19 protein-coding genes are annotated in these 23,882 nt (G+C 53.9%); 7 read left to right on the top strand and 12 right to left on the bottom strand.

Annotated features, from left to right (window positions below; all coding sequences use genetic code 11):
• Positions 1-126: 126 nt before the first annotated feature.
• From D3A97_RS13395 to D3A97_RS13385, 3 genes are all read right to left on the bottom strand, one after another.
• A complete protein-coding gene (locus D3A97_RS13395) occupies positions 127-1,593 on the bottom strand; it encodes an alpha-L-fucosidase (protein ID WP_119078995.1) in 1,467 nt (488 codons plus the stop codon).
• A gap of 15 nt (positions 1,594-1,608) precedes the next feature.
• Positions 1,609-3,996, bottom strand: a complete 2,388-nt coding sequence (locus D3A97_RS13390) for a glycoside hydrolase family 95 protein (protein ID WP_157986530.1) — start codon at positions 3,994-3,996, stop codon at positions 1,609-1,611.
• 91 nt (positions 3,997-4,087) lie between these two features.
• Positions 4,088-5,206, bottom strand: coding sequence for an NAD(P)/FAD-dependent oxidoreductase (locus tag D3A97_RS13385; protein WP_119078993.1), 1,119 nt, complete (start codon positions 5,204-5,206; stop codon positions 4,088-4,090).
• 133 nt (positions 5,207-5,339) lie between these two features.
• Here D3A97_RS13385 and D3A97_RS13380 point away from each other — a divergent pair, with 133 nt between their 5' ends.
• Positions 5,340-5,624, top strand: coding sequence for a type II toxin-antitoxin system RelE/ParE family toxin (locus D3A97_RS13380; RefSeq protein ID WP_157986529.1), 285 nt, complete (start codon positions 5,340-5,342; stop codon positions 5,622-5,624).
• A gap of 16 nt (positions 5,625-5,640) precedes the next feature.
• Positions 5,641-5,982: a HigA family addiction module antitoxin gene (locus tag D3A97_RS13375; RefSeq protein WP_119078991.1), complete on the top strand. Its 342-nt coding sequence runs from the start codon at positions 5,641-5,643 to the stop codon at positions 5,980-5,982.
• A gap of 357 nt (positions 5,983-6,339) precedes the next feature.
• Here the strand turns inward: D3A97_RS13375 and ilvA are convergent, their stop codons facing one another.
• The 8 genes from ilvA to D3A97_RS13335 form a co-directional block, all read right to left on the bottom strand.
• Positions 6,340-7,596 carry a threonine ammonia-lyase IlvA gene (gene ilvA, locus D3A97_RS13370; protein WP_119078990.1) on the bottom strand — a complete coding sequence of 419 codons (1,257 nt, stop codon included), beginning with the start codon at positions 7,594-7,596 and terminating at the stop codon, positions 6,340-6,342.
• Between the two features lie 143 nt (positions 7,597-7,739).
• Positions 7,740-8,783 (bottom strand): ketol-acid reductoisomerase, encoded by a 1,044-nt coding sequence (ilvC, locus tag D3A97_RS13365; protein ID WP_119078989.1) that lies wholly within the window; start codon positions 8,781-8,783, stop codon positions 7,740-7,742.
• A gap of 59 nt (positions 8,784-8,842) precedes the next feature.
• Positions 8,843-9,385 carry an acetolactate synthase small subunit gene (gene ilvN, locus D3A97_RS13360; RefSeq protein ID WP_119078988.1) on the bottom strand — a complete coding sequence of 181 codons (543 nt, stop codon included), beginning with the start codon at positions 9,383-9,385 and terminating at the stop codon, positions 8,843-8,845.
• A gap of 31 nt (positions 9,386-9,416) precedes the next feature.
• The gene (ilvB, locus tag D3A97_RS13355; RefSeq protein WP_317126380.1) at positions 9,417-11,168 is read right to left on the bottom strand and encodes a biosynthetic-type acetolactate synthase large subunit; all 1,752 of its coding nucleotides are present in this window, start codon (positions 11,166-11,168) and stop codon (positions 9,417-9,419) included.
• Positions 11,134-12,813: a dihydroxy-acid dehydratase gene (gene ilvD / locus D3A97_RS13350; RefSeq protein ID WP_119078986.1), complete on the bottom strand. Its 1,680-nt coding sequence runs from the start codon at positions 12,811-12,813 to the stop codon at positions 11,134-11,136. Before ilvD ends, ilvB begins: the two co-directional genes overlap by 35 nt.
• 245 nt (positions 12,814-13,058) lie before the next feature.
• Positions 13,059-13,961, bottom strand: a complete 903-nt coding sequence (locus D3A97_RS13345; protein WP_119078985.1) for a branched-chain amino acid transaminase — start codon at positions 13,959-13,961, stop codon at positions 13,059-13,061.
• A gap of 485 nt (positions 13,962-14,446) precedes the next feature.
• Positions 14,447-15,511, bottom strand: coding sequence for a phosphotransferase enzyme family protein (locus D3A97_RS13340; RefSeq protein ID WP_119078984.1), 1,065 nt, complete (start codon positions 15,509-15,511; stop codon positions 14,447-14,449).
• Positions 15,511-16,410 (bottom strand): nucleotidyltransferase family protein, encoded by a 900-nt coding sequence (locus tag D3A97_RS13335; protein ID WP_119078983.1) that lies wholly within the window; start codon positions 16,408-16,410, stop codon positions 15,511-15,513. The genes D3A97_RS13340 and D3A97_RS13335 overlap by 1 nt, the downstream gene beginning before the upstream one ends.
• 240 nt (positions 16,411-16,650) lie before the next feature.
• Between D3A97_RS13335 and D3A97_RS13330 the strand changes: the two genes are divergently transcribed.
• The 4 genes from D3A97_RS13330 (at position 16,651) to D3A97_RS13315 (ending at position 22,029) form a co-directional block, all read left to right on the top strand.
• Positions 16,651-17,988: an alpha-L-fucosidase gene (locus D3A97_RS13330; protein WP_119078982.1), complete on the top strand. Its 1,338-nt coding sequence runs from the start codon at positions 16,651-16,653 to the stop codon at positions 17,986-17,988.
• A gap of 23 nt (positions 17,989-18,011) precedes the next feature.
• A complete protein-coding gene (locus D3A97_RS13325; RefSeq protein ID WP_119078981.1) occupies positions 18,012-20,261 on the top strand; it encodes a family 20 glycosylhydrolase in 2,250 nt (749 codons plus the stop codon).
• A 55-nt stretch (positions 20,262-20,316) separates the two neighbouring features.
• Positions 20,317-21,246, top strand: coding sequence for a 1-aminocyclopropane-1-carboxylate deaminase/D-cysteine desulfhydrase (locus tag D3A97_RS13320; RefSeq protein WP_157986528.1), 930 nt, complete (start codon positions 20,317-20,319; stop codon positions 21,244-21,246).
• Positions 21,247-21,318: 72 nt separating this feature from the next.
• On the top strand, positions 21,319-22,029 hold the full coding sequence (locus D3A97_RS13315; RefSeq protein WP_119078979.1) for a hypothetical protein: 711 nt from the start codon (positions 21,319-21,321) through the stop codon (positions 22,027-22,029).
• Here the strand turns inward: D3A97_RS13315 and lipB are convergent.
• Positions 22,004-22,738, bottom strand: coding sequence for a lipoyl(octanoyl) transferase LipB (gene lipB / locus D3A97_RS13310; protein ID WP_119079560.1), 735 nt, complete (start codon positions 22,736-22,738; stop codon positions 22,004-22,006). The genes D3A97_RS13315 and lipB overlap by 26 nt on opposite strands.
• A gap of 58 nt (positions 22,739-22,796) precedes the next feature.
• On the opposite strand from lipB, the gene D3A97_RS13305 reads away from it, so the two are divergent.
• Entirely contained in the window at positions 22,797-23,861 is a 1,065-nt protein-coding gene (locus D3A97_RS13305; RefSeq protein WP_119078978.1) for an RluA family pseudouridine synthase, read from the top strand.
• The last annotated feature ends 21 nt before the right edge of the window (positions 23,862-23,882 follow it).

Below are 23,882 nucleotides of genomic sequence, written 5' to 3'. Positions count from 1 at the left end.
TATAACGTGAGAATCTTATAACACGTCAAGATAGCAAACAATTTTTAATTGTAAAATTAACAGTTAAAAAAAATGGTATAAAAACAGGAGCCCTGGCGCAGGCTCCTGCTAATAGTTCAGTTTCAATCAGATCACCTTCGTTATCTTGAAAGTGTAGGCATGCGCGCAGGGCGCTTCCTTCACGGAAAGTTTGGGTACGGTGACCTCTATGCCTTCCTTCACCTTTTTGAACGGCAGGTTGCGAGAAAGCCCCAGCATCTGTACCGTGGTGCCGGCGGAAGGGTTCACGTCCCTGATAAGGAAGCGGCCTTCCGGCAGATTGGGCGCAATGGCGTATACCGTATTGCCGTTAGCCGTGAAGAAGACCTCTTTCACCGCATACCCCGGCTCCGGCGCTACCGTCTGTTTCAGCAGGGCCTCACCGCTAACCATGCCGCGCGGCGGTTTCCAGTCACGGCGGCCGGCAGACCACTGCACTTTGGTTTTCCAGCTGCGGGTGTTGTAAATGGCCTCGCCGTTCACATCCAGCCAGCGGCCTATTTCCAGCATGCGCTCCTGCATGATGGGCGGTATTTTACCGTGCGCGTCAGGCCCGATGTCAAGCAGCAGGTTGCCGCCGCTGCTCACAATGTCCACCAGCAGGTAAATGAGCGACTGCGTGCTGTTATAGTCTTCAATGTCTTCGTTGCGGTTGTAGCCGAAAGAGAAGCCCATGCCCCGGCATTCTTCCCATGGGCGGCTAAAGGCGGCGCCCACTTCATATTCCGTGGTATAGTACCCGCCGTGTTTTTTCCGGAGGCGTTTGCCCCAGCGGTCGTTCACCGCTACCTTGTCTTTCACGGGAGATTCGTTGAACAACCACGTCAGGAACTCGCGGGATTGCCATACCGTATCGCTCTGCTCCCATTCTCCATCCGGCCAGATGATATCCGGCTCATACCGGTTCACCAGGTCTTTCAGCTGGGGCAGCATGTGTTCATTTACGTACTGCGAGTACTTCTTTTCCTTGTAAAGCGGGTTGTACCATTCATAGAGCGAGTAATAGAAGCCCATTTTCACGGGCGTTTTCTTTACGGCGGCGGTCAGGTCTCCCAGCAGGTCCCGTTTGGCCGCGGCGTCTACCGCGTTCCAGGGGCGGCCAAAGGCTTGGGTGGCCTCTTTGCTGGGCCAGAGGGCAAACCCGTCGTGATGTTTGGAAGTGAGCACCACGTATTTGGCGCCTGATTTTTCGATCAGCTTTGCCCATGCTTCGGGGTCATAATCTTCCGCCTTGAAATAGTCCGCAAACTGGTAATAGGAAAAATCTTTGCCGTATACCTTGTTGTGATGGTCCGCCACGGCGGTGGGCGTAGGCCTGTTGTTGCCTGCTACGGTCTTGCTTTGCAGCCAGTACTGGTACCATTCCGAGTACACGCCTTTGGGCGCCCAGGCGGGCACGGAGTAAACGCCCCAATGGATGAAGATGCCGAACTTTGCGTTTTCGAACCAGGCAGGAACGGGGCGGCTGTCTAATGATTCCCATGTAGGCTTGTATTGTTGTGCCTGTAACGTCAATGGCAGCAACAGCCAAAGGAAATGCTTGTAAAATTTCATGCTCACGTGTTTTTTTTATAAAAGTTGATTGACCGGCACCACTACTTCTTTTCCTCTTTCTATGGAAAGCGGCAGCAGGTGCTGGCGGTATTTCAGTACAATATTGCGGCCGGTGGTGGAGCGCAGCACCAGCCCGGAGAGCACGCCGTCTTTCCATGAAATGTCCAGCTCAAAGCCGCCCCTTGCGCAAAGTCCCGTAATGGAGCCGCTGGCCCAGCCTGCCGGCAGGGCGGGCAATACCTCCACATAGTCCCCATGGCTTTGCAGCAGGGCTTCCGCTATGCCCGCCGTGCCGCCGAAGTTACCGTCTATCTGGAACGGCGGATGGTTGTCAAACAGGTTGGGCAAGGTGGATTTGGCCAGCAATGCGTGCAGGTGGCTGCGCACACTGTCTGCCTGTTTCAGGCGGGCGTAAAAATTGATGATCCATGCGCGGCTCCACCCGGTATGGCCCCCGCCTTTGCTCAGGCGGCCCGTAAGCGTTCTGAGCGCCCCGTCAAACAGGGAGGGAGACTGCTCCGTGATCTGCGTACCGGGGTGCAGGCCAAACAAATGGGAAATATGGCGGTGGCCCGGCTCGGCTTCCTGATACTCCTGTATCCACTCCAGGATGCGGCCGTCTTTACCCGTTCTGGTGGGCGGCAACTGGGCTATGATACCCTGCCAGCGGGCAACATCCACAGAATCCGTTCTCAGCAGGTTGGCCGCCGCAATGCATTTGGAGAGGAACTCGCGGAGTATCTGGCTGTCCATTGTAGGCCCGTAGGTAAGGCCGGTGGGCTTGCCGGTAACAGGGTGGATGAACCGGTTCTCCGGAGAGCTGGCGGGGGCAGACACCAGGAACCCTTCCGGGCTTTTCACCAGGAAGTCTTCCACAAACATGGCATGCTCTTTCATGATGGGGTATGCCTTGTTTTTCAGGAAACCATAATCCAGCGTAAAGGCGTAATGTTCCCAGAAATGCAGGCACATCCAGCTAGCCGCCATGGGAAAAGTGCCCCAGGCCGCGTTGGCCTGCACACCGGTTTTGCCAAAGGCGTCTGTACAGTGATGCACTACCCAGCCGCGGGCGTTATACATCTTTTTGGCGGTGATGCGGCCCTGCGGGCGGATGTGGTCCATAAAATCGAATAACGGCGCGGTGGTTTGCGAAAGGTTGCATACTTCTGCCGGCCAGTAGTTCATTTGCAGGTTGATGTTGGTATGGAAATCAGCGTTCCAGGGCGCGTCCATATGGCGGTTCCAGATGCCTTGCAGGTTGGCCGGCAACACACCGGGGCGGCGGGAGCTGGAAAGCAGCAGGTAACGCCCGTATTGGAAGTACAAGGCCTCCAGGTGTACATCTTCCTTTCCCTGCCTCACCTGCTGCAGCCTTTCATCTGTGGGTATTTCATCTGTTACCGCTTCATTGATCTGCAACCTCACTTTTTTCATTACCGGCTCAAAGTCTTTCAGATGCGCGGCATGGAGCTGTGCATAGCTGCGCAGGGTTGCCTGCTGCAGCAGCTTGCGGCATTTATTGATGGCAATGGTGGCGCCGGGGTCAACATCCTGCTTTACCGCATTGTAGTTGGTGGCGCCCTGGATGTAGAGGGTAACCGCGTTGGCATTTTTCACCTGCAGGCCATTTTGGTAAGCCCTGATAGTGCCGCCGGTGGGCGCTGCCTGCAGCATGCCCGCAAAACGCATATGCAGGCCGGCGGGGCCGCGTTTTTCCTTTCCTTCCTTGTCATTGATCTGGCCGCTAAGCACCAGCAGCCGGCTGCCGCTGGCGGCAACCTTGCAGTCTGTAAAACGGGAGGCCGTATCTTTCGGGTCCGGCCTGTCCAGCGTAATAAAGGCATTAATGGACGCCGGTTTTGAGGCGGCAATCCTTACCACAATAACGTTATGCGGCGCGGAGGCCAGCACCTCCTGCTTATATACCACCCCGTTTACGGTAAACGTGGTAGCAGCAATGCCGTTCTTTATATTCAGCTCCCGCCGGTAGTCTGTATACCCCTGCAGCCCGTAATCGATATTTACGTTCATGAGGGTCTGGTGGGAGCGGAAGTTGCGGGCTATCTGCGTGGAGTTCTCTCCATCTACCGCAACAAAATTGGGTTGCGCAATAGCCAGCGCCTCCTCATTTTTGTTGGCAAAAAGCAGTTGGCGGATGGTATCCAGCACCTTGAAGGCATTGGGATTGGCGTCGTTGAACTTATTGCCCGCCCATACGCTTTCTTCGTTGATCTGTAATATTTCTTTATCTGTTCTTCCAAACACCATAGCGCCCATGCGGCCATTTCCAACGGGCAATGCCTCTTCCCATCTGAGGGCGGGCTGTTTGTACCACAGACAAAGGGGCTGCTGGCCGTACACTACATTGCCAAGCAGCAGAAACAGGATAAGGATCTTTTTCATAACTGTAAGACGATGATGAAATAAAAGTAAACACTCGTTGCGTGGGATACAAGCAACTGTTAATTCCATATCAGCAAATGCGATTATATCCTTATTCGTGCATCAGCGCAGCCAGCAGGCGCCCTGCTTCAGATCCGACGGCAATGCCCATTCCGCCCATGCGTACGGCCAGGTAGATGCGTTTTGAATAAGCCTGCACAATGGGCTGCTTGTTATGGCCGAAGGCCATAATGCCCGCCCAGCGGTCTTCAATAACAAACGGATGATGGGGCAGGATGAGGGTGCGGAGCTTTTCTTCCAGATGTTGCTGAATGCGGTCACTGGTGCTCATGTCTGTAGTGGCCTCTCCGCTGAGATCGAGGTTGCGGCCGCCGCCAAAGAGTACGCGGCCGTTCAGTTCCCTGAAATAATAATATCCTTCGTCGAAATGAAAAATGCCTTTGAAGGGCAGCCCTTTGACGGGGGCGGTTACCAGTACCTGCCCGCGGCCGGGGATAATGTCCAGCTCCGGCAGAAAGTCTGTGGTGAAGGCATTGGTGCATATGGCCAGTTGCCCGGCGCTGAAGACCAGTGAATTGTTGACGGTTACGCGTACCTGCGCGGCGTCTTCCTCAAAGGAGGTCACTTCACAGCCGGTCTTGATCTCTATGCCGCGCTCAAAGGCCAGGTCTATGAGGGTGCGCATCATCATGCCGGTGTTCAGCTCTCCCTCAAAATTATTTTTGACGAGGTGGCGTACGTGGGAGGGCGGGAAGCCGAACGCCGCTATCCTGTCATCCGCCATGGAAAAAGCGGGGCCGGGCAGTATGTCGAACAACAGGGTATTGATGGCGTCCATTTGCTGCAGAGCGGGCAGCTCCGCTTCGCTGATCAGCTCGTAGCTGCCGTTTTCCCGGTACTGCATACGGTCGTCCCCAATGCGGGAGCGCAGCAGCTGCAGGCCTTTTTTGCGCATCTGCACCAGTTTCACCACATCTTGCGACGGCATGTGGCGGAGATCGTCCAGGATCTCGGTGAGGCTGCCGATGCAGGCAAAACCGGCATTGCGGGTGGAAGCGCCGGAGGGCAGCAGGCCCCGTTCCAGCACCAGGACGCGTTTGCGGGGAAACCGCTCTTTGATGCTGATGGCGGCAGAGAGGCCTACTATCCCGCTTCCCAGCAGGATACAGTCATAATGGAGCAGGCTTTGTTTTTCCCAGAAGCTGAGCATAAAGGCAATTTAGGAAAAATTTGGGAGGTTCAGGTGTAATGTGTAACTTTACGCTATACAGAACTGGTAATTTATCAGTTCTTCACCCGGTGGTTCTTTGCGTTTCATCTTATTGGTTAAAGACATAGATAAGATGATAAAGAGTTTTAAAAGCAGGGCGTTGAAATTGCTCTGGGACAACGAAGATGCCTGCCGGTTGCCTGCACAGCAAGTAACAAAAATAATCATGATGCTGGATGTGCTGGACCAGTTAAAAACACTCCCGGACGATCTGCAGCCTTATCCGCATTGGAGGCCTCACCTGTTGAAGGGGAACTTGCAGGGTTACTGGAGCCTGACAGTGTCAGGCAATTACAGGATCATATTCCTCTTTGAGGATGGGCATGTTCACCGGGTCGGGTATACAGATTATCACTAACATCAATCAATGTTATATGGAAAGGAAATTACCGCGTTTTCATCCCGGCGCTATTCTTCGGGAGGAAGTGATCCTCGCGCATGGCCTCACCGTTACCGAAGCCGCCAAACTGCTCAAGGTAACCCGGCCTGCGCTGTCCAATGTTCTCAACGGCAAGGCAGCCATTTCAGTAGAAATGAGCCTGCGGATAGCGGCGGTATTTGGCGGCACGGCGGAGATCTGGCAGCGCCTGCAGACCGCCTATGACCTGCAGGAAGCCAAACCTAAAATTGACAAGCTGAAGCTGAAGCGCTGGCAGCCGCCGAAGCCGAAGAAGGCGCCGGCCAACAAAGCGGAGCGGCGGCCGGTAGAGATATAACGGAACAGGCACAGAGACACCTGCATCCATCCAACCAGAGCGGCCGGTAGAAGTATAACGCAACAGGCATAAAGACACCTGCATCCATCCAACCGGAGCGGCCCGTAGAAGTATAACACAACAGGCACAGAGACACCTGCATCCATCCAACCAGAGCGGCCCGTAGAAGTATAACACAACAGGCACAGAGACACCTGCATCCATCCAACCAGAGCGGCCCGTAGAAGTATAACACAACAGGCATAAAGACACCTGCATCCATCCAACCGGGCCAAACCGCCTGGAGACAGGCCGGCAACAAAAAAGCCCCCGTCTTCACGACAGCGGCTTTGAACATTCCTATAGGTTGGCCCGATACTACACCAGGTACCCGAACAGGTTGTCATCCTTATTCAGCTCCGTATAATGCACGTTGAATTTGCGCATGTTAGCGATCAGCACATCATAGTCTTCCCTGTTCTTCAGCTCAATGCCCACCAGGGCCGGGCCTGTTTCCTTGTTGTGTTTTTGGATGAACTCGAAACGGGTAATATCATCTCCGGGGCCCAGTACATGGTTCACAAAATCGCGGAGGGCGCCCGGCCGCTGTGCAAAACGCACAATAAAATAATGTTTCAGGCCTTCGTACAATAACGAGCGCTCCTTGATCTCCTGCATGCGGTCAATATCGTTATTGCTGCCGCTTACCACGCATACCACGCGCTTGCCTTTGATCTGTTCCTTATAGTCGTCCAACGCCGCAATGGACAAGGCGCCGGCCGGCTCCACCACAATAGCGTCTTCGTTGTACAATTTCAGGATGGTGGAGCAGATCCTGCCTTCCGGCACCAGGCTCATTTTATCCAGTACGTCCTTGCAGATGGCATAGGTCAGGTCTCCTACCCGTTTCACCGCCGCCCCATCTACAAACCGGTCAATTTCCGGCAGGGTGACCGGGCCGCCCTTGTCCAGCGCCTGCAGCATGGAAGGCGCGCCTTCCGGCTCAACGCCTACAATGGTAGTACCGGGGCTATACGTGCGGAAGTAGGCGCCCACGCCTGAGGCCAGGCCGCCGCCGCCTACGGGCATAAACAGGTAATCCACTTCCTGCAGTTCTTCCAGTATTTCCACCCCTACCGTGCCCTGCCCTTCTATGATGCGCGCATCGTCAAACGGCGGGATGAAGGTCATATTGTGTTCCCGGGTGTAGGCCTGGGCCTCGGCGGCACAATCATCAAACGTATCGCCCACCAGCCTGATCTCTATGTTATCTCCCCCGAACATCTTTACCTGGTTCACCTTTTGTTTGGGGGTGATGATGGGCATGAACACCACACCTTTTGCGCTGAGTTTCTTGCAGGAGTAAGCAAAGCCCTGGGCATGGTTACCCGCGCTGGCGCAGGTAAGCCCTTTGGACAGTACCCCGGCATCCAGGCTGCTCATCATGTTATAGGCGCCGCGCAATTTGTAGGAGCGCACCACCTGCATATCTTCTCTTTTCAGGTAAACATCGCAGTTATAGCGGCGGGAGAGGTTGGCGTTATACATCAGGGGGGTACGTACCACTATGGGCTGCAGCCTTTCGGCCGCTTCGCGTATACGCCGGGTATCTATTGTATTCAAAACTTCAGACATTGTTGTAACCGGTTAAAAAGTAAAACAAAAAGGGAAATGACTATCCAGGCGCCTTCATGGAATGTAACACACTCCTCCGCATCCAACACCGTTCCATCTGTTCCTGTTCATCATTTCCCTCTTTTTATTACTTTAAAAACTGGTTATTTACCGGGGCGCAGTTTTCTTACTGCGGCGCCTGCCTGCCACATTTCGCTGTTACGCAGCTCTTCCAGCTCGGCGTTCAGCTTTTCGCGGTAGTCTGCCTGGCTGTTCAGGTTGATAGAGCGGGCAGCTTCCTTACCGGCGGCTACGCTGGCGTACAGCTCGTCAAACACGGGCTGGGTAGCGTCTTTGAATTTCTTCCACCAGTCCAGCGCGCCACGTTGAGCCGTGGTAGAGCAGTTGGCGTACATCCAGTCCATACCGTTCTCTGCTACCAGCGGCATCAGGGATTGGGTCAGCTCTTCAACGGTTTCGTTGAATGCTTCGGAGGGTGAGTGGCCATTGCTGCGCAGGGTTTGGTACTGGGCGGCAAAAATGCCCTGGATAGCACCCATCAGGGAACCACGTTCGCCGGTGAGGTCAGAGAACACTTCTTTTTTGAAGTCTGTTTCGAACAGGTAACCGGAGCCTACGCCGATACCCAGCGCCACTACTCTTTCTTTTGCACGGCCGGTAGCATCCTGGAAGATGGCGTAGCTGGAGTTCAGCCCCTGGCCGGCCAGGAACAGCCTGCGCAGGGAAGTGCCGGAGCCTTTGGGGGCTACGAGGATCACGTCTACATCCGCGGGCGGTATAATATTGGTCTGATCTTTATAAGTGATACCAAAACCATGAGAGAAGTACAGGGCTTTACCTTTGGTGAGGTAAGGCTTCAGTGTGGGCCACAGGGCAATCTGGCCTGCGTCTGACAGCAGGTACTGGATGATGGTGCCTTTCTGGGCTGCTTCTTCGATCTCGAACAGGGTTTCGCCGGGAACCCAGCCGTCTGCTACGGCTTTATCCCAGGTTTTGGAATTTTTCCGCTGACCGATGATCACGTTAAAGCCATTGTCCTTCAGATTCAGCGCCTGGCCGGGACCTTGAACGCCATAACCAATGATAGCAATAGTTTCGTTCTTCAGAACTTCTCTTGCTTTTTCCATGGGGAATTCTTCTCTGGTTACTACTTCTTCGAGTACTCCGCCAAAATTGATGGTTGCCATGTTTTGATAGTGTTTGTTTAAAAGTTGTTAAAAGTCTAGGTTTTAATGTACGCGCCGTATCAGTCTTTCAGGTTATCCGCTTCAATGAGCGAAAGATCTTTCAGATGTTCGTGGAAGCGGCGGCTCCATTTCACAATCGCTACGCGACCGCTTTTGGAATATTCTATGAGGCCATACGGTTCCAGCTTCTGGAGCATGGCAATCAGCTCCTGCTGGTGGCCTGTTTTTTCGATCACGAAATAATCAGGCGTAATGGTGAGGATGCGGGCGTTGTTATCCCGGATGATCTTCTCAATATCTCCTGTGTGCAGGCTCTTGGTAGAGATCTTGTAAAGGGCCAGCTCCTGGTATACCACTTCATCCTCATCGTGTACAAAGGCGCGGTGGATCTCGATGAGCTTTTCTATCTGGCCCACTACTTTTTCCAGCCTGTCCCTTTCGGAGAGTACGGTGATGATGAATTTGTATACGCCGGGTATTTCAGTTTCAGCTGTGGTTAAGCTGGTGATATTGATGCCCCTGCGGGTGAAGATCACGGAAATACGGTTGGTGATGCCGATCCTGTCTTCCGTGTACACCGTTACGGTATATTCTTTTTGCATGACGTTAATTCTGATTAAAGATGAACAACTGCTACTCGAGGCGGATGCTTGAAATAGGCGCGCCGGCCGGTACCATGGGGAACACATTGTCTTCCTGCTCTACCACGCATTCCAGCAGGTAGGCGCCTTTTGTTGCCAGCATTTCCTTCACGGCGCCTTCCAGTTCGGAGCGCTCCGTGATCTTGCGGCCGGGTACAAAAAAACCTTTTGCGATCTGTACAAAATCAGGGTTGATCATTTCGGTAGAGGAGTAGCGTTTGTCAAAGAACAGCTGTTGCCACTGCCGCACCATGCCCAGGAAGTTATTGTTCAGGATCACGATCTTTACACCTATTTCAGACTGGTAGATGGTGCCCAGCTCCTGCAGCGTCATCTGGAAACAACCGTCTCCGATGATGGCTACCACTTCTTTGTCAGGGGCCCCTACTTTGGCGCCCATGGCGGCGGGCAGGGAGAAGCCCATGGTACCCATGCCACCGCTGGTAATATTGGTGTTCGGGTCTTTAAAGCGGTAATAGCGGGAAGCGATCATCTGGTGCTGGCCTACGTCAGTTACCAGGATGGCCCTGCCGTCTGTCTGTTCGGAGATCACGCGCACCACTTCGGCCATTTTCAGCTGTCCTTCCGTTGGGTACAGCTCGCGGTTCCTTACTTTCTCGTCTTCTTTTTTGTCCGCATCCTTGAACATTTGCAGCCATTCCGGATGGCTGGCTTTGTTTACCAGGGGCAGCAAAGCGGCCAGTGCTTCTTTGGCGTCCGCATGTACGGCCACATCTGCCGGAATGATCTTGTTGATCTCCGCTTTATCTATCTCGATGTGGATTATTTTGGCCTGGCGGGCAAAGGCGGTCACATCGCCGGTAATACGGTCGTCAAAGCGCATCCCCACGGCAAGAAGCACGTCACATTCATTGGTATTGATATTGGGGCCATAGTTGCCGTGCATACCGGTATACCCTACGTAGTTGGGATGGTCTACCGGTACGGCGGAGAGGCCGAGGAGCGTGGAGGCAACGGCAATGTCTGCCTTTTCCGCCAGCGCTATCAGTTCTTTTTCAGCACCGGCCAACAGTACGCCGTGGCCGCACAGAATGTACGGTCTTTTGGCGTTGTTGATCAGCTCCGCGGCGGCTTTCACGGCATCGGCGTTCAATGCCGGGTGCGGGTGATAGCTGCGGATATGTTCACAGGCCTTGTACTGGAAATCCAGCTTGGCCACCTGTGCATTTTTGGTGATGTCTACCAGCACCGGGCCGGGGCGGCCGCTGCGGGCAATGTAAAATGCTTTGGCAATGGCGCCGGGGATGTCTTCCGGCCGGGTTACCTGTATGTTCCATTTGGTGATGGGCATGGTGATGCCTATCACATCTGTTTCCTGGAACGCATCGGTACCCAGCAGGGCTGCTGCTACCTGGCCTGTGATGCAGACCATGGGGGTAGAGTCCATATGCGCGTCGGCGAGGCCGGTCACCAGGTTGGTGGCGCCGGGGCCCGAGGTGGCAAACACTACGCCTACCCGCCCGTTTGCACGTGCGTAGCCCTGAGCAGCATGCGTGGCACCCTGCTCGTGACGGACCAATATATGATGGACTTTATCCTGGAAATCGTACAGGGCATCATAAATAGGCATAATGGCGCCGCCGGGATAACCGAAAATGGTATCCACGCCTTCTGCAATCAGTGACCGGATCACGGCTTCCGCGCCGGTAATGATCTCCGTGGCGGGTGCTGTGGCCCGCTTGTCAGACTCAGTCCTCATCGGTAACACATCCTTCTGTTGCATTTTTTACTTGTTTTGCGTATTTGAATAATATTCCTTTCTCAGCCTTCAAAGCCGGCTGTTTCCAGGCAGCTTTGCGGGCTTTCAGTTCATCCTCGCTTATATTCACCCTGATGATGTTGTTCACGGCATCTATCTCGATCTCATCATCATCCTTCACCACCGCAATAGTACCGCCTTCGTACGCTTCCGGGGTAATGTGCCCCACCACAAAGCCGTGGGTACCACCGGAGAAACGGCCGTCTGTGATCAGCGCCACGCTTTTGCCGAGCCCCACGCCCATGATGGCGGAGGTAGGTTTCAGCATTTCCGGCATGCCGGGGCCGCCTTTGGGGCCTACGTAGCGGATCACCACCACGTCACCGGATTTTACGCGCCCGGACTGTATGCCGGCAATCAGCTCAAACTCGCCGTCAAATACGCGGGCGGGGCCGGTGAACTTCTCTCCTTCCTTGCCCGTGATCTTGGCCACAGCACCTTGTTCAGCCAGGTTGCCGTACAGGATCTGGATGTGGCCGGTGGTTTTAAGCGGTTGCTCCAGCGGGAATATGATCTTTTGTGCGGTAAAGTCGATATCGGGTACACCGGCCAGGTTCTCTGCCAGGGTTTTGCCGGTTACGGTGAGGCAATCTCCGTGCAGCATGCCCTTTTTCAGCAGGTATTTCATGACCAGGGGCACACCGCCAATGTGGTGGAGGTCTTCCATCAGGTACTTGCCGCTGGGCTTCAGGTCAGCTATCAGCGGGGTTTTATCGCTCAGGCGCTGAAAGTCTGCCATGGTGAACGGTACGCCCACTGATTTGGCAATGGCGGTGAAGTGCAGCACGGCGTTGGTGCTGCCGCCCAGGGCCATTACCACGGTAATGGCGTTCTCAAACGCCTTGAAGGTCATGATATCCTTCGGCTTGATGTCTTTTTCCAGCAGCAGGCGGATGGCTTTGCCCGCGGCCAGGCATTCTTCCTTCTTTTCCTTGCTCAGTGCAGGGTTGGAGGAGCTGTAAGGCAGGCTCATACCCAGGGCCTCTATGCCGGAGCTCATGGTATTGGCGGTATACATGCCGCCGCAGGCGCCGGCGCCGGGGCAGGAGTTCTGCACAATGCCCTTGAAGTCAGCCTCATCGAGGTTGCCGGCCATTTTCTGGCCCAGCGCTTCAAAAGCGGAAATAATATTGAGGTCTTGTCCTTTATACTTACCCGGGGCAATGCTGCCGCCGTACACCATAATGGCGGGACGGTTCAACCGGCCCATGGCCATCAGGGAGCCGGGCATGTTCTTGTCGCAACCCGGAACGGTGATGAGCGCATCATAATACTGCGCACCGCAAACGGTCTCAATGGAATCAGCTATCAGGTCACGGCTGACGAGGGAATACCGCATGCCTTCCGTACCGTTGCTGATACCATCGCTCACACCAATGGTATGGAACATGAGGCCTACCAGATCGTTGGCCCACACGCCTGTCTTAACTTCTTTTGCAAGATCATTGAGGTGCATGTTGCAGGTGTTCCCGTCATATCCCATGCTTACAATGCCTACCTGCGCCTTTTTCAGATCTTCTTCCGTTAACCCTATCCCGTACAGCTGGGCCTGGGCGGCGGGCTGTGTGGGATCTTGGGTGATCGTTTTGCTGTATTTATTTAACTCCATATAATTCAATCAGTTAGTTCCGGGTGCTGATGAGCTTAATTTCTAATTATGGTACAAGTTATTGCCGGGTGTTTTCATATTCAAACCTATAATCTGCCGGTTCCCGGTCTTCAAAAGGTAGGCTTTGTAGCCGAAATCCGCTATGGGTGTGGATTAGGGGGGAAAGCGGTTACGCCATTCAAAGGTAAAAAAAAGGGTGGCGGCCCCGCTGATAGCCCGGCCCGCCACCCAGCTATTTGTTTACACTAGGCCGGAATGGCTTCGCGTTTAAATTCTTTCTCCAGCACTTTTGCTTTGTAGGCCTGCTGAATGACCTTGCCGAGAGACGATGCCCAGGGTTTCGAGAAGCCCTGACCGTCCAGCGACTCCCATCCGACTATTTCAGCCGCGGTACCGCAGTAGAACACGCATTCCGCCTGTTTCAGCTCTTCCACGGTAATTTGTTTCTCGATCAGGGGAATACCCAGCTCGCCGCAGATATCGATCACCGTAGCGCGGGTAATGCCGGGCAGAATGTTGCCGAGAGACGGGGTGTAGATCTTGCCTTCTTTTTCGTAGAAGAGGTTGGAGCCGGGGCCTTCCGCCACAAAACCGTTGATATCCAGCAGCAGGGCCTCGTCATATCCCTTCATTTTGGCTTCCTGGGAGGCCAGGATGGAGTTTACGTACAGGCCGGCAGATTTGGACTCGATCTGGAAGGCTTTCGGGTTCGGGCGCTGATAAGAAGACAGCATTACGCGCAGCAGCTTGTCTCCCAGGTAAGCTCCCCATTCCCAGGCGCAGATCAGGATGTGGGTATCCTGGGCGGCCTTGAGGGTCATGTTGGGAGGGCAGAATACCAGCGGACGGATGTAAGCCTCTTCCATGTTATTCATTTCCAGCACTTTGTAGCAGGCGGCGATCAGCTCGTCGTTGTTATATTTATAAGGTATGTGTATTAATTCGCAAGAGCGTTTGAAACGGTCAAAGTGCTCTTTGGGTTTGAAGATCTTCACCTCACCGCTGGCCGTTTTATAGGCGCGGATCCCTTCAAATACTGCGTATCCATAGTGGAGCGACTGACCGTAGAGGTCAATTTTGGCTTCAGCGGCTTTCTGGAAAGCCCCGTCAAAGTAAAGAATTGTGTTTTCGTTGTAATAGCTATACATATATTTGGAATTTGCACATAAAAAAAGCCTTCCCTGTGGAGGAAGGCGTTTTATTTTCAGTTGTTACTATACACGCGCTTTTCTATCCTCCAATCGGCTGGCGGGTAATAATGACAACGACGATCACGACGAGCGTAATAGCCCAGTTGAGCTGCGGCACGATGTGACTGATCTTGTTATTGTCTTTATTTACCCACATGGAGGTACAGTTGATTTGTTTATCTCTACAAATGTATTAGTGATTAGAATAAAAAACAATACAGGCAATAATATTTTGAGAAAAATTAAACCAACGCATCTTTTTTGAAAATATCGAAAAAAGAATGACATTCTTTGAATAAAATCCACAAAAGCTGTTATTACCGGGAATACTGTCTAAAGGCCGGAGGCCCAAGACAGGCCCCTCAGTGGCGTTCCCCGGTAAAAAAAAGGGCATGCCTGCCCGGCACGCCCTTTCGGTAAAAATGTATCTTGCTCCCTGGGGATCAATTCTTTAAACAGGCGTCTATCACCTGCTGCAGCTTGTCTTCCTTTTCTATCAGCCGCTCCAGCAGCGTAAGCTGGTTCATGGCGCGGTTATAGTTATGCTCCGGGTACTTGATGGGGTAATACACGTCCCCGTTGAGGTAGTCCGTCAAAAACCGGATGCCCTGCATGTAGATCATGAACTTGCCGGCATAGAACAGGTGCGCCCGTTCCGCATTGGAAAGGGTGCTGCCTACCTCGGAGAGATAACCTTTCATCAGCGCTTCAAAATACTCGTCCCGCACCGCAATGCGGCTGAAATCACGCTCCTCCTCAGATACTGGGCTTACATAGGTGCGCACCATATCTCCCAGGTCGGAAATGATCTTGCCGGGCATCAGCGTATCCAGGTCGCACACACAGATACCCTCAAACGTGTGCTTGTTCAGCAGTACGTTATTGATCTTGGTATCGTGATGCATGAGGCGGTCACTGAAGGCAGGGTCTGTTTTCAGCGTTTCGAAGGTAACGGCAATATCAGAATGGCGGAGGAAACGGTTTATCAGCTCGTCCGCATACTGCTTCCGCTCCTCTTTGGCCAGCCGGATGGCTTCCTGGAAGGCGGAATAACGCAGGGTAAGGTTATGGAAGTTGGGAATAGTGGCCCTGAACCCATGCAGGTCAATGCCATGCAGCAGCCGCGCCATTTTGCCGAATTGCCGCGCCGCCTCGTAGGCCTGCTTGGGCGTATCAGCCTGGTCTACCGAAGTAGAGCCCGGTATGAAAGGGATCATCCGCCAGTATTCGCCTTCATGTACATACAACTCCTCCCCGCTTGCCGTGGGAATGGGATTGATGAAAAGGTAATCCGGATGGCGCGCGGCCAGGTAATCTGCCGCCAGCCGCTGGTTGCGGGCTATTACCTCCGGTTCCCTAAACACATAGGTATTGATCTTTTGCAGGATGTATTGCCCCTGTTCCCCGCTCAGCAGAAACGTATTGTTAATGTGGCCGCTGCCGAACTTCTTTACTTCAAAGGCGCCGGGCTCCAGTCCAAAAGCGCGGACAATGCTTTCGTTCACCATTACTTCCAGAGATTATCAGGGTATTCGCCGTTCTTTACCAGGGCGGAAAGGCTGGCCTGTACGCCCGGCGCGTCTTCCTTGTAGGTTACGCCGAACCATTGCGAACTGGTGGGTATCACCTTCACTTCGCCCATGCCGCCGGCAATGAACTGGTCTACCACAATCGGGATGAAAAACTCCGATTTGGGATTGGAAATATTATCTGTGAGGAATTGGTCAAACATTTTTTCACTGATCGGGAACACAGATGGCGCAAAGCCCCAGAAGTTCATAGACACCGGGGTTTTAGGGCCCAGTTCTACCTGCTTGTCCCCGTCTTCGTACACGATCTTGCCACCGTCCAGGTAGATCTTTGTTCTTTCAGTGATGCCGGCCAGGTTACCGCCGCCATTCACTTCGCATACCCCGCGGCTAACGGAACCGTGCTCGCTGATGGTCTTTCCCAGCTCGTACCCTACCACGCTGTACTTGTTGTCTTTACATTCTTCTTTCAGGAACGCCGCCATTTTTTCAAATGCGTCACGGCCATAAAAGTCGTCCGCGTTGATCACGGCAAAAGGCTCGTTGATAGCGTCTTTTGCGCAGAGCACAGCGTGAGCGGTACCCCAGGGTTTGGTGCGGTCTGCCGGTACGGCATGCCCGTTCACAAATGCGTCCATATTCTGGAACACATAAGCGGTCTCTACCTTGCCTTTGAGCTTGGGCTCGAATATTTCTTTGAACTCTTCCGCGAAATTGTCTCTTATAATAAACACAATTTTCCCGAAACCCGCACGGATAGCGTCATAGATAGAATAATCAATAATCGTTTCTCCGCTGGGGCCAAACTGCTGGATCTGTTTCAGACTTCCGTACCGGCTGGCCATTCCAGCCGCAAGGATCAGTAATGTTGGTTGCATTTCTTGATATTAGTTTATAATTTTCACTCGAATTAATATCGGGGGCTAAATTTAGTGATTAAATTTTTCCCGGCGTTTTTATTTTTTCGTTATTGTTGCGGCTGACCATTCCAAACAGACAGTGAACAAAGGCAAAAACCAGGTGCCTGAAGCGGTAAAGTTGCCGGTTTTGACCGGCATAAAAAATACTTCTTTCAGTACTTTATTTTTTGCCGCCTTATTATAACAAATTTAATAACGATGATCAAGAGAATTGTAGTGGCGGGAGCCATGGCACTGCATTTGGCCTTGCCTGTGCAGGCGCAGCAAAAAACAGACCCTGAAACCATCCAAAACAAAATGCAATGGTTTGCAGACGCCAAGCTGGGTATTTTTATCCATTGGGGCATTTACGCGGTGAAGGGGGTTGATGAAAGCTGGAGCTTTTATAACAAGAAAATTTCGTACCCGGATTACATGGCCCAGCTGAAAGGCTTCACCGCCTCCCGGTACAACCCGCAGGCCTGGGCCGCGCTGATAAAGGAATCCGGCGCGCGTTACGCTGTGATCACCACCAAACACCACGACGGCGTAGCCCTGTGGGACACCAAATTCAACAAGCTCAGTACCGCCCGCGCCACACCGGCCAAAAGAGATGTGCTCACGCCTTTTTTTGACGCCCTGCGCAAGGAAAATATCAAAGCGGGCGCCTACTTCTCCCTGCTGGACTGGAGCTACCCGGACTACCCGGCTTTTCTCAAAGACAGCAGCCGTTACAAGATCAGCGAGCAGCCGCAGCGCTGGGCCAAATTCCAGCAGTTCTACCAGGGCCAGATGGCGGAAGTGATGACCCGCTACAACCCTGACCTGTGGTGGTTTGACGGAGACTGGGAACACAGCGCGGAAGAATGGCAGGCCGTAAAAGTGCGCAAGATGCTCACGGACCATAACCCTAATACCATCATCAACGGCCGCCTCACCGGCTACGGGGATTATGACACGCCGGAACAGAACTTTCCTGTAGAACGCCCGCATTTTCACTGGTGGGAGCTTTGCATGACCATCAATAACAACTGGGGCTACCAGCCGCAAGATACCAACTGGAAAACACCCTATGAGGTGATCACCATTTTTGCGGACGCCATCAGCAACGGCGGCAATATGCTGCTGGACATAGGCCCTAAAGAAGACGGCACCATTCCGGAGCAGCAGGTGCATGTGCTGAAAGAGCTGGGAAAATGGAACAAAAAACATGAAAAGGCTATCTTCAGCACCGTAGGCGGCCTGCCGCAAGGCCACTTCTACGGGCCCACCACCCTTTCCAAAGACTCTACTTCGCTCTTCCTCTTTTTACCGGGCAAAGTAAGCGGGGATATTATGATCAAGGGGCTGGACAATAAAATACAGGATATTACCGTACTAGGGAACGGCGCCAGGCTCAGCCACAAAATAGTAGGCAAAATATCCTGGAGCCCCGTGCCCGGCCTGGTATACATTCCCGTGCCCGCCAGCGTGCAGGATGAGTACATGACCGTGCTGGAGCTGAAGCTGGACAAGCCGGTGAAGCTCTACCGGGGCAAGGGAGGCCTGAACGGATAAAGACAACAAGCACAACACCAGATATGAAAAAAACACTTCTTTCCGCTTTTGCCGCGCTGATCTTTTTTACTGCTTCGGCGCAGCAAAAGCAACCCTTACTGTCCCTGATACCTGAACCGCAATCTGTGGAAATGCTGCAAGGCCATGTGTACATCACCCCGCAGATGAAATACTTCACCAACAGCCCCGGCGCTGAAAAGGCCGCAGACCTCTTCAACCTCTATTTAAAAGCCAGCTACGGCTTTTCGCTCGTAAAAGGCACCATGCAAAACAGCACCTTCATTTTTTCGCAAGATGGCGTGCTGGGCGATGAGGGCTACCAGCTGACCGTAGCCCGTAACAAGATCGTATTGCAGGGGCGCGCCGCCGGCCTTTTCTACGGCGTGCAAACATTGCAGCAAATATTGCCGCTCGCTGTAAAGGGCCGCATAGCCGTGCCTTCCCTCCTCATCAGAGACAAGCCCCGTTTTGATTACCGGGGCATGATGCTGGACGTTGGCCGTTATTACCTGCCGGTGCCTTACATAAAACAGTTCATTGACGTAATGGCCCATTACAAGCTGAACCGCTTTCACTGGCACCTCACGGAAGACCAGGGCTGGCGCATTGAGATCAAAAAATATCCCAAACTGCAAACCATTGCCTCGCAGCGGAAAGAGACCAGCAAGGGCCACCTGCGGGAAGGCAAGTTTGACGGCAAGCCGCACGGCGGCTACTACACGCAGGAAGAAGTAAAAGACATTGTGCAGTACGCCGCAGACCGGCATATTACCGTAGTGCCGGAAATTGAAATGCCCGGCCACGCACAGGCCGCGCTGGCCGCTTACCCCGAGCTGGGCTGCACGGGAGGCCCCTATGAAGTATCTACCAAATGGGGCGTGCATAAAGAAGTGTACTGCGCGGGCAACGACCAGGTGTTTACCTTCCTGGAAGATGTGCTCACTGAAGTGCTGCCGCTCTTCCCCGGCAAGTATGTGCATATTGGCGGGGACGAGTGCCCCAAAGACCGCTGGAAGGCCTGCCCCAAATGCCAGGCCCGCATCAAGGCGCTGGGGCTGAAAGACGAACATGAGCTGCAAAGCTATTTTATACAGCGCATGGAAAAGTTCCTGAACAGCAAAGGCCGCAGGATCATTGGCTGGGACGAAATACTGGAAGGCGGCCTTGCGCCTGACGCCACCGTGATGAGCTGGCGCGGCGAAACCGGCGGCATGGCGGCCGCCAAACAAAAGCATGATGTGATCATGTCTCCCAACACCTACCTGTACCTGGATTACCTGCAGGGCACGCCCGCCACAGAACCGCTCGGCATTGGCGGTTACCTGCCGCTTGAAAAAGTGTACAGCTACGAACCTTACCCTTCCTCCCTGACGGCGGCGGAAAAACAATATATCAAAGGCGTACAGGGCAACGTATGGACAGAATACATCCCTGACGGCAAAACGGCAGACTACTATGCTTATCCCCGCGCGCTGGCGCTGGCGGAAATTGCCTGGAGCCCTGCCCACAAAAAGAACTATGACCGCTTCACCGCGGCCCTTCCGCAACGCCTTGCGGCCCTGAACGGGCGCGGCGTCAACTTCCGCATACCGGAATCCCCGGGAGATGAGGCCATGCTCCTCACCACCGGCGGCACGGCCCTGGCAGACCTCCGCCCGCTGGTGACCGGCGCAAAAGTGTATTACACGCTTGACGGCAAAACACCGTCTACCGGCAGCACGCTCTACAGCAGGCCCATTGCCATTACCCGGCCGCTTACGCTCCAATACATAGTGGTATTGCCGGGCGGCCGCAGCAGCGCCGTGTATACCAGAACGTACATCCAGAAAAATTATAAAAGCGCCCAGCCGGTAAACCCGTCTCAAAAAGGCATCCGTTTCAGCGCCTTCTACAAAACATTTACACAGGCCAAACAGGTACACGGCAGGGCGGATACCACCGGCGTGCTGCCCGTGCCGGACATCAGGCCTTTTATTACCAAGGTGACCTTTGGCGTGGTGTACGAAGGATATGTGAAAGTGGAAGAAGACGGCATTTATGAATTCAGGACCCATTCAGACGATGGCTCCGTACTGTATGTAGACGATGAACTGGTAACCGATAACGACGGCGAGCACGGCCCCGTTGAGAAAGCCGGCCTGGTACCGCTGCGCAAAGGCTTCCATAAAATACGCCTGCAATACTTCGATGCCGGGGGAGACCAGCTTTTGCAGATGAGCTTCGGGCTGAAAGGCAAACAAAGCGTTAACTTGCGGAATGCACTTTTCTACTGACCAGATATTGCAACCTTTTCATACCACATGGCTGCCCGCAAACACCCGGGCAGCCATGTTGCGTTTGGACCGGCTGCACCCGCTGGTATCAGGCAACAAGTGGTTCAAGCTGAAATACAACCTGGAGGCGGCCGCCGGGCGCCCCATTGTCACTTTTGGCGGCGCGTATTCCAATCACATTGCGGCCACCGCGGCAGCCTGCCGTATGCAAGGCATTGCCTGCACCGGTATTATCAGGGGAGAGCGGCCGGCAGCGCCGGGCCATACACTGAAGCATGCAGCGGAGATGGGCATGGAGCTGGTATTTGTGAGCCGGGAGGAATACCGGCAGATGACGCAGGAGGGTAATGAAGAAGCTGTTTGGCGCGCGCTGGGCGGCAGGCCGGAAGATACAACACCTCCCTCCGGGCATGACAGCTCCCCGTTGCAGCCACCGGCAGCACGGGAAGGCAGGGCCATACCGCCGGCAAACGAACACCGCGCGCAGTTGCCGCCATACCTCATCCCCGAAGGCGGCCACAACGCGTTGGGGGCAAAAGGGTGCGAAGAGATCCTTTCTTTGGCGGACATTGCCGGTTACACGCACATCATCTGCGCGGTGGGTACGGGCACTACGCTGGCCGGCCTCATCAACGCCGCCGCCACCCAACAGGTAACCGGCATTTCCGTACTGAAAGGCGCGCTTTCCTTGCAGGCCGCCACGCAAAGCCTGCTGCGGCCGGGCATAGCCACTCCCTGGGAAATACTCCACCAGTTTCACGAAGGCGGTTACGGCAAACTCAGCAACCGGCTGATCAGTTCCATGAACGACTTTTACCGGCAAACCAACATCCCGCTAGACCGGGTATATACGGGAAAAATGACGCTGGCCGTACAGCAACTGCTGCAGCAAGGTTATTTCCCCGCCGGCTGCAACCTGCTGCTGGTACACTCCGGCGGCCTGCAGGGCAATGGATCCCTGCCGCCCGGCGTTCTATGTTATTAAATAAAAAGCTGCGCCGTATATTTGAACAACAGAATCGTATTTTTGCCAACTTAAGCATATTGGATGTACTGTATGAAGCAGACTGTTAGACGTATTATTGCCGTAGTGATTTTTATAGGTACCATCACCACTGCCAAAGCACAACAAGTCCCCACCGTTCCCGTTCTGCCGGATTTCCAGGCTTTGATCAAGCCCGGCAAGATCCAGCTGGACTGGATATCCGGTTTCCCCAATGCGGTACAGATCGGTGTACAACGCTCGCTTGACAGCGTGCTGAACTTCACCACCATTGGTTACGCCAGCTACCCCAAAGAAAGCCGCAACGCTTACCTGGACAATAAGCCCCTGCCGGGCAAGAACTACTACCGCCTCTTCATTCTTTTTAACGATAACCGTTACATGTACAGCAAAACGGTGCTGGCCGTGCCTGACTCCACCATTGCCGCCAATGCCCTGCTGGGCGCGGGAGATGTGAGCACAGCCACTCAGGGCGCCACGGGCACGCAAACAACCGTTCCCTGGAAACCCTCCACCTATATCTACACCACGGCAGACGGTAATGTGAACATCCGCCTTCCGCAGGCGCCGCAAAAAAAATACAGCATTAAATTTTTTGAGCCTGAAGGCACTTTCCTGTTTGAAGTGGAGCAGGTAACAGAACCCTTCCTGATACTGGAAAAGGCCACCTTTATGCATGCGGGCTGGTTCAACTTCGAGATCTATGAAGAAGGGAAGCTCCTGGAAAAATGGAGCCTGTTCATACCGCTGAACTATAGGAACTGAGGCCCTCCGTCAGCATTTCCGCATCAAATACTTCTGAAAAGTAACGGGTGATCTTTGTTTTCACCTCTTCCATCGGCACTTTGCGGCCAATTTCCCGTTCCAGGGAGGTTACCTGCTTGTCTGCAATGCCGCAGGCTATGATATTATTGAAATAATTGAGATCGGTATTGACGTTGACGGCAAAACCGTGCATGGTCACCCACCGGCTGCAACGTACACCCATGGCGCATATTTTCCGCGCGCGGCCGGGTATTGCGGCATCCAGCCATACACCGGTCTCGCCCTTGGAGCGGCCGGCCTGCAGGCCATAGTCCGCAAGGGTGCGGATGATCACTTCTTCCAGAAAACGGAGGTATTTGCCGATGTCCGTAAAAAACCGCTCCAGGTCTATGATAGGGTAGCCTACCACCTGGCCTTCGCCATGAAAGGTGATATCTCCCCCGCGGTTGGTCTGCACAAAGCTGATCCCCTGCTCCTGCAACTGGCTGTTGCTGATGAGCAGGTGCTCCATATGGCCGCTTTTGCCGAGCGTATACACGGGCGGGTGCTCGCAAAACAATAAATAATGCCGCGTAACCGCCGAAGGGTCAACGCCGTTGCGCCGCGCCGCCTTGGCCTGCACGTTCTCCTGCAATAGCCGCTCCTGGTAGTCCCAGGCGGCCTGGTAGGGCATTTGCCCCAGGTCTTGCACACTTACTTGCTGTTGCATTTGTTCCATTTCGCCCTGCAAAGATAACTATAAGCTATCTTTGCAAAAATTTTTACCGATGAGCGATCAATTGCAGGAACTGCCGGAAGACGAGCTGGAGAACGGGGAAGGCAGCGAGGAAATATATGAACGCGTGAACCTTGTGGTAGACAAGGGCCAGGAGCCCCTGCGCATTGACAAGTTCATCCAGAACCGCATTGAAGGCGCTACCCGCAACAAGGTGCAGCAGGCCATAACGGCCGGCATGGTGCTGGTGAACGACAAACCGGTAAAATCCAATTACAAGGTGCGCCCGCTTGACCGGCTGATAGTATATTCCACCAAAAACCCGGAAAGCACGGAGGTAAAGCCGGAAAACATCCCGCTCAACATCGTGTTTGAGGACGATGACATCCTCATCATCAATAAACCGCCCGGCATGGTGGTACACCCAGGCTGCGGCAACTATACCGGCACTTTGGTGAACGCCCTGGCCTGGTACCTCGGAGATGACAAGGTAAACCCCACGGAACCGGCCATTCCCCGCTTTGGCCTGGTACACCGGATAGACAAGAACACCAGCGGCCTGCTGGTGGTGGCCAAGTCGGATAAGGCCATGACAGACCTGGCCAAACAGTTTTTTGACCATACCGTGCAGCGCCGCTACCTGGCGCTGGTATGGGGAGACTTTGAGGAAAACAGCGGCACGGTAGTGGCCCACGTAGGCCGCCACCAGCGCTTCCGCAAGATCATGGACGCCTACCCTGACGGGGAGTACGGCAAGGAAGCCATCACCCATTACGAAGTGCTGGAACGTTTCAATTATGTGAGCCTCATTGCCTGCAGGCTGGAAACCGGTCGCACCCACCAGATACGCGTGCATATGCAGCACATCGGCCACTCCCTGTTCAATGACGATACCTACGGCGGCAACCGCATTGTGAAGGGTACCATTTTTGCCAAATACAAACAGTTTGTGGAGAACTGTTTCGAAATAATGCCCCGCCACGCCCTGCATGCCCAAACCCTGGGCTTCATTCACCCCCGCACCCGCAAGCCCATCTTGTTCGAGAGCGAGCTGCCGGCAGACTTCAGCGGCGTACTGGAAAAATGGAGAAAGTACCGGCGGAAGGATGATGAATGAGGACCTGCATAACTGGAATAA

The sequence above is a fragment of the Chitinophaga alhagiae genome, assembly GCF_003568665.1.
Taxonomy (GTDB): domain Bacteria; phylum Bacteroidota; class Bacteroidia; order Chitinophagales; family Chitinophagaceae; genus Chitinophaga; species Chitinophaga alhagiae.
Note: the sequence above shows the minus strand (reverse complement) of the source record. Positions and strands in the feature narration are given on the sequence as shown.

Bases quoted from the DNA above. Each gene is read 5' to 3' on its own strand.
- D3A97_RS13395 (WP_119078995.1), bottom strand. From the start codon at position 1,593: ATGAAATTTTACAAGCATTTCCTTTGGCTGTTGCTGCCATTGACGTTA.
- D3A97_RS13390 (WP_157986530.1), bottom strand. From the start codon at position 3,996: ATGAAAAAGATCCTTATCCTGTTTCTGCTGCTTGGCAATGTAGTGTAC.
- D3A97_RS13385 (WP_119078993.1), bottom strand. From the start codon at position 5,206: ATGCTCAGCTTCTGGGAAAAACAAAGCCTGCTCCATTATGACTGTATC.
- D3A97_RS13380 (WP_157986529.1), top strand. From the start codon at position 5,340: ATGATAAAGAGTTTTAAAAGCAGGGCGTTGAAATTGCTCTGGGACAAC.
- D3A97_RS13375 (WP_119078991.1), top strand. From the start codon at position 5,641: ATGGAAAGGAAATTACCGCGTTTTCATCCCGGCGCTATTCTTCGGGAG.
- ilvA (WP_119078990.1), bottom strand. From the start codon at position 7,596: ATGTCTGAAGTTTTGAATACAATAGATACCCGGCGTATACGCGAAGCG.
- ilvC (WP_119078989.1), bottom strand. From the start codon at position 8,783: ATGGCAACCATCAATTTTGGCGGAGTACTCGAAGAAGTAGTAACCAGA.
- ilvN (WP_119078988.1), bottom strand. From the start codon at position 9,385: ATGCAAAAAGAATATACCGTAACGGTGTACACGGAAGACAGGATCGGC.
- ilvB (WP_317126380.1), bottom strand. From the start codon at position 11,168: ATGCAACAGAAGGATGTGTTACCGATGAGGACTGAGTCTGACAAGCGG.
- ilvD (WP_119078986.1), bottom strand. From the start codon at position 12,813: ATGGAGTTAAATAAATACAGCAAAACGATCACCCAAGATCCCACACAG.
- D3A97_RS13345 (WP_119078985.1), bottom strand. From the start codon at position 13,961: ATGTATAGCTATTACAACGAAAACACAATTCTTTACTTTGACGGGGCT.
- D3A97_RS13340 (WP_119078984.1), bottom strand. From the start codon at position 15,511: ATGGTGAACGAAAGCATTGTCCGCGCTTTTGGACTGGAGCCCGGCGCC.
- D3A97_RS13335 (WP_119078983.1), bottom strand. From the start codon at position 16,410: ATGCAACCAACATTACTGATCCTTGCGGCTGGAATGGCCAGCCGGTAC.
- D3A97_RS13330 (WP_119078982.1), top strand. From the start codon at position 16,651: ATGATCAAGAGAATTGTAGTGGCGGGAGCCATGGCACTGCATTTGGCC.
- D3A97_RS13325 (WP_119078981.1), top strand. From the start codon at position 18,012: ATGAAAAAAACACTTCTTTCCGCTTTTGCCGCGCTGATCTTTTTTACT.
- D3A97_RS13320 (WP_157986528.1), top strand. From the start codon at position 20,317: ATGTTGCGTTTGGACCGGCTGCACCCGCTGGTATCAGGCAACAAGTGG.
- D3A97_RS13315 (WP_119078979.1), top strand. From the start codon at position 21,319: ATGAAGCAGACTGTTAGACGTATTATTGCCGTAGTGATTTTTATAGGT.
- lipB (WP_119079560.1), bottom strand. From the start codon at position 22,738: ATGCAACAGCAAGTAAGTGTGCAAGACCTGGGGCAAATGCCCTACCAG.
- D3A97_RS13305 (WP_119078978.1), top strand. From the start codon at position 22,797: ATGAGCGATCAATTGCAGGAACTGCCGGAAGACGAGCTGGAGAACGGG.